Raw genomic sequence first — 14,616 nt, 5'->3', positions numbered from 1 at the left:
AAGTTGATTTTAATGGTGGAATACAAAGTTTTTCCAAGTTGGTTTCAGGAATCCAGTTTATTGAGTTGAGCAATAAACTTTGATAGCTCTTGCCCTTGAGTCAGAATTTGCTGCTGCTGTTTTTCATTTTTCAAATTACCGGTTTCATCGAATGCATCATGGGCACTGGAGACGGCCAGTTGTGCGGGGAGCATGATGCATCCCAATCCACCAAGAATTGCTCGTAAATGAACGAGTCCTCTGAGACCTCCTAATCCGCCGGGAGAGGCACTCATCAGTGAGACGACTTTCCCACGAAAGGCAGGCAATGACCCGGGAGCTTCACCCGCATCCGCGCGGGTGGCCCAGTCGATGGCATTTTTCAACACGGCTGAAAGTGAGCCATTATATTCAGGTGAGGAAATCAAGATACCATCACTGTCAATCAGTAGTTGTTTGAAATCGCGGGCAGCTTCATTTTTTCCTTCTTTTGTTTCCAGATCTTCATCGAATAAAGGCATGGGGAAATCGCGCAAATCGATCAGCTTCACATCAGCCCCTGATTCTCTGGCGCTGTTAGCTGCAATTGTTACTAAACGTTTATTATAAGAGTTTTCACGTGTACTACCGGCGAAAGCTACAATACGAGGTTGGTAGCTCATATTTCTCATTCCTTAATCTATTTGAAGTATCTCGAATCAGAAAAGCGCTTTGCTTGATTGTTTCATTGTTGTAGATCGATAGGAATTTAGGGAAGGCTATGAAAGAAGAATTCACGTTTTTTTGGTAGTTTCGGTACGTGTTGGAAGCTCTGGTTTAATGTTAAATTTTTAAAATGAGACAACACGTTTACAAAAAAAGGAGTTGACCTGAAACCAGGTCAACTCCTTGGGATTGAGTCATAAAGCGACTAAAAATCAGAATTCACCCAGGACTTCGCCACCACCCCGTGTGCCTAATGCGCGCCAGATATCAAGAGAAATATTTTCGCTGATAGTACGCACTGAACCATCGACAAGGACCGCGTTGACGACTCCTGTATGATAGCTACGTGAAGTAATAATGGCATAGGTAGGAGAGCCGGCACTTCCATCTTTGCCTTCCTGCCAGGAATTGAAGTCGGCATCATATTCTGTGCCCGCATTGGAATAAGTCACATGAGTATTGGGATTCATCGTTACAGTAAAACCGGTATGATGCACTCGGCCATCGGGCCATTCAGTGTGTCCCGTATTGACTTTAAAATTTGCTCCCGATGCGACGATGGTTGCAGCATCGGCTGCTGTGGCTGGAATGGTTGTCGTTGAAGGTCCCCCATTTCTGGTATAGGCCTGCCAGCCTTTCACTTCCGCGGCCAGCAGAGTATTACTGGTTCCATCTGTAAAAGCCGCCATTGTCAAACTGGCGTTAGGAAAAAAGGCGCCATTGCCACCACTTCCATTGGTGGGGTCATATACAAACCAGGTTCCATAATTGAAACCGTAATTAGTAGGATAAAGCTTCACTCTTCCACTACCGGGATCACGCACACGATCGCTATTCGGATCGCTGGGGCAGGCATAAACGGGAATTTTTAAGCCATCGATGGCAGTTTGGAAGTCCCAGGCTATGGAGAGGTCTACATTGTTATAAAGACTTCCTTGTTCAAGCAATGGTAAGATACGACCATGCACGCCCCATGAGCCGTTATTTCCGGTTGAAGTCACTGATAAATCGACGCTTGCTCCGGGAGGCAGATAGCGATAGCTGCTGGCGTAGTTATGAACTGCCAACCCTAATTGTTTGAGGTGATTTTTGCACTGGGTACGCCGGGCTGCTTCGCGTGCCTGCTGGACCGCGGGCAGGAGCAGGGCGATTAAGATCGCGATAATGGCGATCACCACCAGTAATTCGATTAATGTAAATCCACGTCTGTTACGCATTAAAGAGTTTCCTTGTCGTTGTACATGATTTTTTCAGTAGTTCCATTTTAGAAGATCATTACGCAAAATGTGTACCGAAACGACTGTTTTCCAGGGACTTCCGTAATTTCCTGAGTCTGGAGTTCGGTTTATACTGACTTGAGATTAGTTCGGCCTGCAAACAATCCCGGAATGTGTTCTTAAAATAGACACAAGCGCTGAAATGTACGACATATTACCGGCTTACATTCTCAAGTGATGTGATCAGCTGCGAGATAAATCTGGTTGATCTGTCAGGTTAATCATGTTTTCTGCTCCCCACATGACTTAAAATGAAGGTGATCGGAACCATTTTAACAGTAAGAGAAAGCACCCTTGATGATGCGCTGGCCGTTGAGATATCAGATTCTCATTCCCATGGTGGGAATTATGGTTTGTGCTATTGTGAGTGTGACACTCTTACACGCTTATCTCTCGACGAATCAAATTAAGTTGCAGATTCGTGATCAGTTTCGTCAAATCGCGCATACTTTGAACGAAGCGACGTTTCCTCTGACGGAAGCAGTTTTAAATCAAACCAAAGGTCTTTCAGGAGCTGATTTTGTACTCGTAGGGAAAAATGACGAGGTTCTCGCTTCGACCCGCTCTGATTTTGTACCACAGGCTGTTTCGGTTGAACCGCCTATGTGGAACGAGTTACAAATTTCCGATGTACTTCAAACTGGCGATGCTCCTTTTTTTCATACGGTCGTAAAAATTCAACCGCGTTCCCCAACGCAGGGGCAACAGTATCTCCATATTTATTACCCGGCGAAAGAGTATCGGGATGCATTATCGAATGCCATATATCCTTCTCTGATCGCAGGAAGTGTTGCGTTGGCAGTGGTCGCGTTTTTGGCAACGATGATTGCAGCCCGCGTGACACGGCCCCTGCAACGTCTTGACAAAAAAGTCGCGCAGATAGCACACGGAAATTTTCAGCCTATGATTTTATCAATTCGTAATGATGAGATACGCGATTTGAGTATTTCGATCAATCAAATGGCAGAACTGTTAGGTGAGTATGAAGATGAGATCAAACGCAGTGAGCGATTGAAAACTTTGGGTCAGATACGAGGTGCGATTGCACATCAGTTACGAAATGCTGTCACAGGCTGTCGCATTGCCCTGGACTTACATCTCCGTAAATGTGCCGAGAGTCAGGATGAAACGCTACAGGTTGCCAATCGTCAGCTATCGATGATCGAACAATATTTACAGAGTTTTCTGGATAATAAGGGGGGCGATGTTTCTCATTTCGAGCCCGTTTGTCTCAATGAGATCATTTCCAAAGTAGTAAGTCTGGTTACGCCGACCGCGAAACATTTTGGAATCCATCTGGAAAATAACGCCGTTTCAGGTTCAATTTCTGTTCAGGGAGATCCCGAAGCTTTGGAGCAACTAATTTCCAATCTGATCTTGAACGCGATTGAAGCAGCAGTTTCCGTTGAGCCCGAACAAGGCTCGGTGGCAGGTGATGTCGGTCAAGTCAGTATCAGACTATTTCAAAGTAGTCCGGAGTCTGTTACTTTGGAAGTACAGGATACAGGAGCAGGTCCAGATTCAAAAATTATCAGTAAAATGTATGAGCCACTGGTGACAGACAAAAAAGATGGAACCGGATTAGGTTTGTTTGTGGCTAGAGAAATCGTAAAGAATCACGCCGGGCAGATTCGCTGGGAGCGGCAAGATCGGACGACATGTTTTATCGTCGAAATGCCTTTGGTGAGTGCGGAGAAAAAGCATGTCGAAATTACTAATCGTTGATGATGAAGAATCCATTTGCTGGGGTTTAAGTCAACTGGGTGAAAGTCATGGTCATCAGGTGATGACAGCATCGACTGCAGAGCAGGCGCTGAGCATTGCCGAGGAAGATCGTCCCGATGTCGTTGTGATGGATGTGCGGTTACCAGGTATGGACGGATTGACTGCGATGCAGGGGCTTCGTGATCGAGTTGGTTCTGTTCCCGTGATCGTTATTACCGCTTATGGTGATTTACAAACAGCCGTCGAAGCCGTTCGCAATGGTGCCTTCGATTATATTGTTAAACCCTTCGATCTGAATCAGATGGAACAAGTGTTGGATAAAGCAATTTATGAGTCGCGGCGTGAGGAACCATCGGTCGAAGAGACTCGACAAGTGGACGGTTTGGTTGGTTCTACTCCTGAAATGCAAGATGTATTCAAGTCCATCGCACTCGTTTCCGGGTCAGAGGCAAGTGTGTTGCTTTCTGGTGAAAGTGGAACAGGTAAAGAACTGGCGGCACACGCAATTCACCGATTCAGCGAACGCGCTTCAGGACCATTTATTGCGGTAAACATAGCTTCTCTCAGTGAAAGTCTGGCAGAAAGTGAACTCTTCGGCCATCTGCAAGGTGCATTTACTGGAGCCGAGTCGACACGTGTTGGTTTTCTGGAGCAGGCTGATCAGGGAACATTGTTTCTCGACGAAGTTGCCGATATTCCACTACCGATTCAGATCAAGCTTTTAAGAGCACTTGAAGAGGGAGAGGTATTGCCTGTCGGGTCAACCCAGCGAGTGAAAACCAACTTTCGTGTGATTGCGGCGACACACCGGAACCTGGAATCATTAATCAAACAGGATAAGTTCCGACATGATCTTTATTTTCGATTGTGTACGTTTCAAATTGATATTCCTCCGTTGAGAAAGCGCGTGGGGGATATTTGCGCCCTTGCTGATTTTTTCCTGGAGCGATTTGTAGACCGTCAGACTGGCGCGCAGCATCGATTAACTGCAGAAGCCGTTTCAGAATTAGAGAAACGTCCCTGGTATGGTAATGTGCGTGAATTGAGAAATTCGATTGAACATGCGGCCTTGCGTGCTCGCGGGGGGACCATCTTGCCTGAGGATTTGCCGGCTCCCGTTTCCAAATCATTTCTGGGGAGTGAAGAATCAGATGCAGACTCTGATATCATGATCATTGAGTTGCTCAAGCAGTGGGCTGAACAACAATTGATTGATCCCGGTCAGGCTACGAATCTCTATGAAAAGCTGATGGCACTGATCGAACCTCCTGTGATGAATGTCGCATTGGATCAATTTCATGGGCAATGTGCGCCTGCGGCACGCTGTCTGGGGTTGCATCGAACGACGCTGAGCAAGAAACTAAAACAATACGGTATTGAAAATAAATGAAGAACTTTCAACTGGGGTACATCCTGATGAAACAGATCGCGCGCTCGATTCCAATATTAATCTTCACTTTATTGATATGTGAAAACACATTTGTTTTTGCTGCGCAGAAAGCCAAGCAAAAACCGTTGAACTTCGTATTCATATTGGTGGATGATCTCGGCTATATGGACGTGGGCTGTAATAATCCAAAGACATTTTACGAAACGCCTCACATTGATCAGCTTGCTGAAACAGGAATGCGATTTACCAACGGCTACGCTGCCAATCCTGTGTGTAGTCCTACACGTTACAGCATCATGACAGGAAAATATCCGACGCGCGTGGATGCAACAAATTTCTTCTCCGGCAAACGAGCAGGTAAGTTTCTGCCTGCACCATTGAATGATCGAATGCCTTTAAATGAAGTGACGATTGCGGAAGCCCTTAAAGAGCATGGTTATTCGACCTTTTTCGCTGGAAAATGGCACTTGGGACCGACAGAAGAGTTCTGGCCGGAAAATCAAGGGTTTGATGTAAACCATGGTGGATGGCATCGTGGCGGACCGTATGGTGGCAAGAAGTATTTTTCTCCTTATGGAAATCCACGTTTAACCGATGGGCCTGCAGGAGAGCATCTACCCGATCGACTGGCCAGTGAAACGGCTAAGTTCATCGATGAACATCGAGAGCAACCCTTCTTTGCCTACCTTTCTTTCTACTCAGTACATACGCCTTTGATGGGGCCGAAGCCCCTGGTCGCCAAATACAAGGCAAAGGCGCAACGGTTAGGATTGACAAAACAGAAAGAATTTGCAGAAGAAGAGCAGGTATTTCCGGTTAAAGAAAAGCGTCGTGTACGAATTCTGCAGAATCATGCCGTGTATGCGGCGATGGTAGAGTCGATGGATCGCGCAGTGGGCAAGGTACTCAATCAATTAGAGGAGTCAGGCCTGGCTGAGAATACAGTCGTCATGTTATCTGCCGACAATGGTGGCTTGAGTACATCTGAAGGTTCTCCTACCTCGAATCTCCCGCTTCGAGGAGGCAAGGGTTGGTTGTACGAAGGGGGAATTCGCGAAGTATTTCTGATTCGCTGGCCGGGTGGAACGAAGCCTGGAACTACCTGTGATGAGCCGGTGATCAGCGTTGATTTTTATCCGACGATTCTGGACCTGGCTGGTCTACCCGCTAAACCAGAGCAACATCAGGATGGCGTTAGTTTAAAGCCTTTATTGAAAGGAATGTCACGCTTGGATCGAGAAGCCCTCTATTGGCATTATCCACATTATTCCAATCAGGGCGGAATTCCCGGAGCTGCCATTCGCGAGGGAGACTGGAAGCTGATTGAACGTTTTGAAGACGGAAGCGTCCGACTCTACAATCTGAAAGACGATCTGGGGGAGCAGATGAATCTTGCTACAAAATACCCGGAGCGAGTTTCTTCAATGCGTCAGAAGTTACATCAATGGTATCGCGAAACAGATGCGAAGTTTTTACGCGCAAAACCCAATGGACCACAGCCCTGGCAGCCTGGAAAATGAACGGACGTATTTGGGGCTAATAGGTTTTCTATCTTAACAATAGAGATAACTTCATCAAAAATTTAAAATTGATTTACTCACTTCGAAATATTTACTTGTCGGTCCTTTCATTTTTCTATGATCTGTTATAATTCAATATGTCCCTTGGGTTTGTGATGAAATATCATTTTCGATAAGTCACTTTGCATCTGCATATCCCCTATCAACACCTAATGATGATTGAGAAGTCATATGGCGCAGTCCACATTGCCGGAACAGAGTGAAGATTATTCCGAAATGCTGAGCCTCTTGAGGAAAAATCTGAGTAACGTGATCCGGGGGAAGTCGGAAAGCATCGACCTGATGATTGTGGCTTTGCTCTCCAGCGGTTCAGTCTTAATGGAAGACGTTCCTGGAACCGGCAAGACCACACTCGCTAAAGCGCTGGCACGCTCTTTGGATGTTCCCTTCAATCGAGTTCAGTTTACCCCCGACTTATTGCCAACCGATATTCTGGGGTCGTCGATTTATAATCCGGTCGATGGTACATTTCATTTTCGAGAAGGTCCGATCTTTTGTAACATTTTATTAGCCGATGAAATTAACCGCGCCTCGCCTCGTACACAGTCTGCTTTGCTGGAAGCCATGAGTGAATCGCAGGCGACTATTGAAGGTGTACGTTATATTCTGCCTGCTCCTTTCTTTGTTTTGGCAACTCAGAATCCTGTCGACTTTCACGGCACCTATCCTTTGCCAGAGGCTCAACTGGATCGATTTCTGATTCATCTACAACTGGGATATCCTGACGCAGAAAATGAGATGGAGATTCTGTTTGCACAGTCAACCGAACATCCGGTCGATCATCTGGAGCGAGTACTCAGCCACGAGGAAGTTGTCTGCATGCAGGATCAGGTAAAATCGGTGCATGTAGATCAGAGTGTAGCTCGTTATATGATCGATCTGGTACAGGCCACGCGCGATGATCCACGGTTGAAGTTAGGGGTCAGCCCCCGTGGTTCATTGATGTTATTTCGAGCTTCACAGGCATTTGCCTTCTTGAAAGGCAGAAACTATGTTCTACCAGATGATGTTCAGCATATGACAGACTATGTATTGGCACATCGTCTCATTTTAACTTCGAAAGCAAAATACAGTAGTATTACCAAACTGGATGTGGTGTCTGATATTGTTCAAAAAGTGAAAGTGCCCAGTTAGCATTTTATTGAATGACGATGAGTGGAATCGTCATTTCAACTCATTAGATTAGAGAAGTGTTGAATCTAAAATGCATGTCTCGGAATACGATCCTTATTCACCCACGATCAGAAAGCAGGATTCGTTTACCAATCGTCTTCTCCTGGTACGAATGCACAAGCACTATTGGTACTACCGTGTAACTTATCCGGGAAAGTTGTTGTTATTCGGATTTTTCCTGTCTGGGATCGGTACGGTTTCGGTCTCTGTGCCGATTTATAATCTTTTCAGTATCTTGATGGCGTTGATTCTCGTCGATGGCATTGTCTCGTGGATTTTCAGGCCTCAGTGTGAATTAACAGGAGATTTTCCTGCTCAGACAACAGCTGGCCAGCCTGCGGTGGGGCATTTTACCGTGACCAACCGGGGTTGGTTACCCGTTTACGATATGGCGGTTGCCTTTCGCTGGTTGGAGAAACCACTCTCACAACCTGATCGCGATGATACATTGAAATCTCTGCCGCGCGGAGAATCTGTGGACGTTACTGTCACCATTGATGCACCACAACGTGGGTTTTATGCACTGCCCAAGCTGGGTGTGCATACCTTGTTTCCCTTTCATCTCAACCGATCTGGTAATGCAGCACTCCCCGGAAAATCATTATTGGTACTACCTGCCTTTCATAAGTTGAACAGTATCGATTTACCTGTTGGTAACAAGTTTCAACCGGGGGGGATTGCTCTGACTTCCAATGTGGGAGAATCTCCCGAATATGTTGGGAATCGGGAATATGTTCCTGGCGAGCCAGCGCGCAGACTTGATTTTCGATCTTGGGCTCGACTTGGTAAACCCGTTGTACGAGAATTTCAGGAGGAGTATTACTGTCGCATAGCGCTGATCTTAGATACCTATATGCCTGCAGATGACAGGTTGACTCGAATGATAAAAGCCATCACTCAGCGTTATCAACCCAAAACGGAAGGTGCGCAACCCATGGATGTGCTGGAAGCGGGAATCAGTTTGACTGCTTCGATTGCAGATGTTCTCTCGCGGGGAGAGTACCTGATAGACCTCTTTGCTGCCGGACCGGAATTGTACGTATTTCGCGCAGGTCGGCATACGGCACATTTTGATAACGTCTTGGAAATCCTGTCATGTGTCGATCGTTGTCCACATGATCCATTCGATACGATCGGACCAGCCGTATTTGAGGAATTGTCCAATGTTTCAACCGCAGTTTGTATTTTCCTTGATTGGGACGAACAACGGGAAAAGATGGCTCGGGCTGTATTGGATTCCGGGTCCAGCTTAAAAACGATCATCATTCATGATGGAGAGACTACGCTCCCTTATAATTCAGAGAAATTTGGCCCGGCTTTTCATTTCACACCCGATCAAATCGCGAAAGGTAAGGTGGAGTCAATATGAATGCACAGCGTACAATTGCGTTCATTTTGATTAGTCTGGAGAGTGCCGCCTTTGGTGTTCTTTCAGAAACTTTCTTTTTTTCATTCAGCATTGTATTGCTGTCCGCATTATCGTATGTGCCAATTTTACGGCACCCTTTTTCCAGTCGGCAGGTATTTTGGACTACCAGTATTTTGGCCATCATTTTCATGGTCAAATACATGATTTCGCAGCATGAATTTGGCTTAGATCAGCTCGCAATCCGAACTCCTCTGGCTTACGCAGCCGCACAGTTTGTAATGGCGGTGCAGCTACGTCAGCTCTTTGATAAACACTTTGTTCCTTTTCTACCGAATTCGTTTCCTTTATTCGGTATCGTGGCGTTTATTCTGATTGGTGATGTTATAGTTTATGGTTCCGGGCATCTTGTATATCAGGTACTGGTTTTTAGTTTCGTGCTGTTTTCCGGAGTGTTCTATCAGCTAGGGCATTCTGTGCGTAATCAGAAGAAAAAAGAGAAACATTCGTGGGGAATCTATTTCGTTCGCGCGAACTTTTTTGTCGTAATATGGCTGCTGGCGTGGTTGACCGCGACGGGATTGTACCGTTATGAGCGAGAACTGGATCAACTCTACTACCGTATCATTGAGCCGCGTACATCCGGAATCGCCTCCCGTGCCGGTTTCTCAACAATTTCCAAGCTGGGTAGCCTCACCAAACAGTTTGACACCAGCGCGAATCAAATCAAATTACGTGTCAAATCGACTGATGAACCAGGCTATTTGCGTGGCCGGGCATTCGTGCAGTTTCTTAACTCAGAATGGCATTCAGAAATCGGTAACCACAATGCAGCAATTGTTGCGTTACCACCGGCGGGAGTCGAAACCGACGTTTTACAAGATGGGGACTGGTTTCAGATTGGAGAAGCGAAATCTTCTGATTGGATTGAATTCGAAATTTGGTCAGAGACATCCGGGCATATCTTTGCTCCGCTGAATACTCCACTGATACATGCTGTGGCTGATAGCGTACAATATGACAGTCAAGATATTTTGACATCGCGTAGTTTGAAATTTGGTTATCCTTATGCGATCTTTTTTCCGAGAAAATTGATCCCACGTCGACCTGAGCCAGAGCTGGCACTACAGCGGCTCTTACAACTGCCTGATGATATTTCTCCAGAAGTCAAACAACTGGCCAAACGCATTTTTGACAACTGTAAAACAACTGCTGAGAAGATCAATCGTGTTCAGGAATACTTTCAGGATAACTATCAATATGAGTTGGGGATTACGGTACCAGCAGGTGAAGATCCGCTGACCTATTTTCTCCTGGAAAAACCTAACGCCCATTGTGAATATTTCGCATCGGGAACAGCACTGTTACTCAGATTAACAGAAGTTCCCTGCCGCTATGTGACTGGTTATGTCGTACGCGAACGAAATGATTATGACCAATACTGGATCGCCCGCAACCGGCATGCACATGCCTGGGTGGAAGCATGGGATGAACAGCAGGGCTGGGTGACAGTAGAGTCCACACCTCCTGCCGGTCAACCAGACAAACGCGCTCCTGGCTCCTTCAGACAGTATTGGGAATCTTTTATTAGTCAATTTTCCCGTATCAAAACCGCCTTACAACAAGGGCAGTGGATTCTGGCTCTCTCAGAGGCGCAATTACCCTTGGCTCTCATTGTTTGTGGAGTGCTACTCTGGTTTGGTTTGAGCTGGGGAATTCGGCACTATCGAAAGCGGTTTCAAGAAAGGGCGACACTTCGCCAAAGGCCGGCATATGTCCAGGAATTGCATACTCTGTTGGCACAAATGGATCGCTTATTAGGAAAACAAAACCTTGTTCGAAAACCGGGAGAGACGTTGATGCAGTTTTCCAGGCGAATTGAGAGTCAAAGTATGTCCGAATGGTACCAAATCTATGCTGGCAGCAGATTCATGCCGGAAAGCGTGGCGAGACAAGAACTTATTCTTGAATTGAAACAGCAGTTGCAGGAATTCGCCAAACGCAAGTCTCCTCAATGATGTTTTTTTCGGCAAATTTTGCATGAGAAACCGGGCTTGGCAGGCAATCGAAGTCTGGTTAGAATCTGCCCCTCATCTCTCAATTCTCAAATGAAACACTCCACATTTTGTATTAACTAATTAAGTTAGACAAGCAGCAAATGCGCATTTGCTGCTTGCGCGTCTATTTTCTGAGTACTCATATTGGAACGGGATTCTCTCTCAATGAAAGCTCTCTCAAAAGCACTCATAACTGTGACCATACCTTGTATCTCCCTTGTGGCATCCGGGTGTGATTTGCTTCCGCATGCGATTCAGCCCAGCCAGTGGCATAAATTGAACCGTGGCCCGGCTCCTCGTGAAGATACACACTTTTCTGTTCCCGATTATATTCCGGAACTACAACAGAAAACACGATCTGAGCAAGACCACTAGTCAGACAAAGCGCATTCTGCAGGCTTATTAAAGAAAGTTCACCACAGGCTGCGCGCTTATGGTGTTGTTTGTTTACGTACTGGTTTGGCAAAGTTCTGGCGATCCAGGACTTCATTACCTAAGCTCTTCATCTCAACTTTCATCCCGCCAGAGCTTCGATCACAAGTCAGCAATAAATAAGAATCTTTGCCAGCCAGGAACTTCGAGTGCGGATCTGAATACTGTTTTCCTTTTCCACTCAGTGATGTGTTGTAGTAATTCAATCCATCCAGTTCTGCTCGTTCAGCAAAATAACCGAAGCCGGTTACACAGATGGTTCCTCGCTGAAACAGTTGGTGCCATTCTCCCTGGAGTTGATTGCGGATGCTGGCGTTACGCTCGTTGTAAAGTGTGACAAGATGCCCCGGTACTTTTTTGGTAATCGATTGATACCACTGGTACTGTTGAGAATCGCGTCCGAAGGCATGACAGGTTTGCCAGTGATTGCCAAAATCTGAAATGTGATTGAAGTCCAGACCAATGAATCGCACACCAAACTCAGGTATATCAAAGTGCCATTTCCATTCTTCATCGGGAAGTTCAAAAAAGCGGCAAAAAGCAGTGGCATCCACATCATAGACTGCATGCGCAGGAGGCTTACTACCACGGGGATGAATTTGACGATCATGATTTCCCAGAATTGGCATGAAGGGTGTGGATCGAAATAATTCAGGATAGGCGCTAATCAAATTGACATAGGGTGTAATGCAGTTACGTTTTCCAGGTCCGCATTTCTGCCAGAGATTGTTTATATTATCTCCCGCAGTCAACAAAAGATGGACATCGTCTTTGATCAAACTGGATAAATCAGGTTGAGATTGCCAGTCTGCTACGATGGCGACACGGAGAGTCTCGGTGGGATATGCTTTAAATGTGGCAGCGGCAGACCGTTGGTTTCCTGTTTGAACTGAGTAGTGATAGATTCGATCTCGATGATTCAAAGGAATTTCCACATGGTGCAGCTTTGTTGATTCGTTGACTTTAGCACGTTCCATTGTCTCTGGAGAGATTCCATATACCACAACCGAATCACCAGGCTCATCTGTTAACCAGTTCACAACAATTTTATTCGGTTGATTCGTTTTGTGCGTCAGCCAAATACGCTCAATTTCTGCTGCAGCTACCATGGAAGTAAAAAGATGAATACAAGTGAAGAAAACGAGAGATTTCATGAACACTTTCTTGATTGAAAATCGACTTAAAAAACAATTTCGATTCTGATTTACATTGAACCTTTTAGATACTGCCATCAGTCTTACCAGTTTCTAAATGACAATACCATCAAAAGAGCCACTCTTAATAATATTTAAAAATACAGCATGATCCTGTGAAATTTTGACCAACATCGTTCAAGTCGTATTCGTAGTACAGGTTAGTCACTACTAACTAATGATAAATTAGTAATTTTATGATTGATTTCTTCATTTGGACAGGAAAAGTACAGATTAGACATCTAAAATTACGTTCTACGGAAGTGAAAAGTAGCTCTTTAAACAGCAGTATTATTCTTGATATGGTATTTCTGGTGATCGATTGGCAACCAATATTAGCGACTCAAAAGATAAAAAAGCCCTCTCTGGTGCGCGAAAAAAAATCGTTCTCTCAGTCATCATTTTTTTCGTTGTCTTATTGAGTTCTTTTGTCTGGGGGCGGGGACTGTGGCTTGATTTCTTTCACCACCGTGCAGAGCTCTGTTTGCAAGATCGGAATCCTGACAGCGCACAGCAATGGCTATCTTATGCGCAAACTCTGAATGCGAAGAATCCAAGGACCAGAATACTGCTCGCACGCTCATACAGAAAATCACACGATGTCGAAAAAGCATATCAAGAATTAAAAAACTATTATCAACTGGCTGGATCCAGTGAGGAATATCTTCAGGAGCAATGGTTGTTAAAAGCACAGATTGGAGATAACGCTGACTTACGCATTCACCTGAGTGAACTTCTCATTAAACCGCAGGGGGATATTCAGGATATTTGTGAGACATACGTAAATAGTTGCATTCTCAACTACCAGTTTGATGATGCACTAAAAATTTTGGATCTTTGGGAAGCCGATTTTCCAGAAGATCCGCTTCCCAATTTTATGCGTGGGAAAATCTTCGAACATAACCGTGCATTGCAGGAAGCAGTAGAAGAGTTTCAAAAAACACTCAGTAAAAATGCCAGATATGCACCAGCGGCATACAGTTTGGCCCGGATTCAGTTAACGCGTAAAAAAACTGAAGCTGCAATGAAGTACTATCAAATAACGCTGGATAACACAGAACATCAGGCACCCGCCAAAGTAGGATTGGCGCGTTGCTTGCGATTATTAAACCGGAATCAGGAAGCGAAAAATATTCTGACAGAGGTGATCTCAAAAGATCCCGAAGAATTGCAAAAAGACTATCAGGCAATGGGGGATCATAAATCTTCTGCTTACTCTTCAGCACATCTGGAAATGGGGAATCTGGAACTTGCTGAAAAAAATTATGAAGCTGCATTAAAGTGGCTCGAGCCTGCAGCGAAGGCCAATCCCAGAGATCTGGGAGCGAAAAATTCTTTAGTGATTGCTTACAGTCGCTTAGGAAGGAAACAGGAAGCAAAGAAATTAAGTCTGTTGATCAAAGAAACGAATGATGCTCTGGAAGAGATTCAGAAATTGTTGGATCAATTGCTGCAAGAGCCCAATAATGTGGAACTGCGGTTTCAAATTGGAAAAGCTTACTTAAAATATGTTTCCGAACTGCAGGGGGTTGTTTGGCTTAACAGTGTTGTACGTTATCAGCCTAACCACCGGGGCGCTCACTCTGAATTAGCCAGATATTACGAACAAAATCTTTCGCGTGGCGAAAGCTTTCAACGTTTGGCGAAGCTGCATCGTGAGAAAGCAGATGCGATAAAAGGGAATCTCTGAAAGGGCACCTGCCAAGACTCCAGTCTTGTCTGGCCAGAAATAGAAGTCT

11 protein-coding genes are annotated in these 14,616 nt (G+C 45.3%); 8 read left to right on the top strand and 3 right to left on the bottom strand.

Annotated elements, in window-relative coordinates; all coding sequences use genetic code 11:
- Positions 1-44: 44 nt before the first annotated feature.
- Together V144x_RS26895 and V144x_RS26890 are read right to left on the bottom strand one after the other, a co-directional pair.
- On the bottom strand, positions 45-641 hold the full coding sequence (locus tag V144x_RS26895) for an NADPH-dependent FMN reductase (protein ID WP_144990092.1): 597 nt from the start codon (positions 639-641) through the stop codon (positions 45-47).
- Between the two features lie 255 nt (positions 642-896).
- Positions 897-1,901 (bottom strand): DUF1559 domain-containing protein, encoded by a 1,005-nt coding sequence (locus tag V144x_RS26890; RefSeq protein WP_144990075.1) that lies wholly within the window; start codon positions 1,899-1,901, stop codon positions 897-899.
- A gap of 357 nt (positions 1,902-2,258) precedes the next feature.
- On the opposite strand from V144x_RS26890, the gene V144x_RS26885 reads away from it, so the two are divergent.
- The 7 genes from V144x_RS26885 (at position 2,259) to V144x_RS26855 (ending at position 11,627) form a co-directional block, all read left to right on the top strand.
- A complete protein-coding gene (locus tag V144x_RS26885; protein ID WP_144990073.1) occupies positions 2,259-3,686 on the top strand; it encodes a sensor histidine kinase in 1,428 nt (475 codons plus the stop codon).
- On the top strand, positions 3,664-5,076 hold the full coding sequence (locus V144x_RS26880) for a sigma-54-dependent transcriptional regulator (protein WP_144990071.1): 1,413 nt from the start codon (positions 3,664-3,666) through the stop codon (positions 5,074-5,076). The genes V144x_RS26885 and V144x_RS26880 overlap by 23 nt, the downstream gene beginning before the upstream one ends.
- Positions 5,073-6,596: a sulfatase gene (locus V144x_RS26875; protein ID WP_232102654.1), complete on the top strand. Its 1,524-nt coding sequence runs from the start codon at positions 5,073-5,075 to the stop codon at positions 6,594-6,596. The genes V144x_RS26880 and V144x_RS26875 overlap by 4 nt, the downstream gene beginning before the upstream one ends.
- 231 nt (positions 6,597-6,827) lie before the next feature.
- Positions 6,828-7,790 (top strand): AAA family ATPase, encoded by a 963-nt coding sequence (locus V144x_RS26870; protein ID WP_144990069.1) that lies wholly within the window; start codon positions 6,828-6,830, stop codon positions 7,788-7,790.
- A 70-nt stretch (positions 7,791-7,860) separates the two neighbouring features.
- Positions 7,861-9,198 carry a DUF58 domain-containing protein gene (locus tag V144x_RS26865; RefSeq protein WP_144990067.1) on the top strand — a complete coding sequence of 446 codons (1,338 nt, stop codon included), beginning with the start codon at positions 7,861-7,863 and terminating at the stop codon, positions 9,196-9,198.
- Positions 9,195-11,213: a transglutaminase-like domain-containing protein gene (locus V144x_RS26860; RefSeq protein WP_144990065.1), complete on the top strand. Its 2,019-nt coding sequence runs from the start codon at positions 9,195-9,197 to the stop codon at positions 11,211-11,213. The genes V144x_RS26865 and V144x_RS26860 overlap by 4 nt, the downstream gene beginning before the upstream one ends.
- Before the next feature lie 204 nt (positions 11,214-11,417).
- Complete coding sequence (locus V144x_RS26855; protein ID WP_144990063.1) at positions 11,418-11,627, top strand: hypothetical protein; 210 nt, start codon at positions 11,418-11,420, stop codon at positions 11,625-11,627.
- 56 nt (positions 11,628-11,683) lie between these two features.
- Here V144x_RS26855 and V144x_RS26850 read toward each other — a convergent pair whose 3' ends face one another.
- Entirely contained in the window at positions 11,684-12,838 is a 1,155-nt protein-coding gene (locus V144x_RS26850; protein ID WP_144990061.1) for a metallophosphoesterase, read from the bottom strand.
- Between the two features lie 361 nt (positions 12,839-13,199).
- Between V144x_RS26850 and V144x_RS26845 the strand changes: the two genes are divergently transcribed.
- The gene (locus V144x_RS26845) at positions 13,200-14,567 is read left to right on the top strand and encodes a tetratricopeptide repeat protein (protein ID WP_144990059.1); all 1,368 of its coding nucleotides are present in this window, start codon (positions 13,200-13,202) and stop codon (positions 14,565-14,567) included.
- Positions 14,568-14,616 lie beyond the last annotated feature (49 nt).

It is taken from the genome of Gimesia aquarii, from assembly GCF_007748195.1.
Classification (GTDB): domain Bacteria; phylum Planctomycetota; class Planctomycetia; order Planctomycetales; family Planctomycetaceae; genus Gimesia; species Gimesia aquarii.
This window is presented reverse-complemented; position numbering and strand designations above follow the sequence as displayed.

What these genes read in the sequence shown, in the direction of transcription:
- V144x_RS26870 (WP_144990069.1), top strand. Translation starts at nt 6,828, where the DNA reads ATGGCGCAGTCCACATTGCCGGAACAGAGTGAAGATTATTCCGAAATG.
- V144x_RS26880 (WP_144990071.1), top strand. Translation starts at nt 3,664, where the DNA reads ATGTCGAAATTACTAATCGTTGATGATGAAGAATCCATTTGCTGGGGT.
- V144x_RS26885 (WP_144990073.1), top strand. Translation starts at nt 2,259, where the DNA reads ATGATGCGCTGGCCGTTGAGATATCAGATTCTCATTCCCATGGTGGGA.
- V144x_RS26875 (WP_232102654.1), top strand. Translation starts at nt 5,073, where the DNA reads ATGAAGAACTTTCAACTGGGGTACATCCTGATGAAACAGATCGCGCGC.
- V144x_RS26890 (WP_144990075.1), bottom strand. Translation starts at nt 1,901, where the DNA reads ATGCGTAACAGACGTGGATTTACATTAATCGAATTACTGGTGGTGATC.
- V144x_RS26865 (WP_144990067.1), top strand. Translation starts at nt 7,861, where the DNA reads ATGCATGTCTCGGAATACGATCCTTATTCACCCACGATCAGAAAGCAG.
- V144x_RS26860 (WP_144990065.1), top strand. Translation starts at nt 9,195, where the DNA reads ATGAATGCACAGCGTACAATTGCGTTCATTTTGATTAGTCTGGAGAGT.
- V144x_RS26850 (WP_144990061.1), bottom strand. Translation starts at nt 12,838, where the DNA reads ATGAAATCTCTCGTTTTCTTCACTTGTATTCATCTTTTTACTTCCATG.
- V144x_RS26855 (WP_144990063.1), top strand. Translation starts at nt 11,418, where the DNA reads ATGAAAGCTCTCTCAAAAGCACTCATAACTGTGACCATACCTTGTATC.
- V144x_RS26895 (WP_144990092.1), bottom strand. Translation starts at nt 641, where the DNA reads ATGAGCTACCAACCTCGTATTGTAGCTTTCGCCGGTAGTACACGTGAA.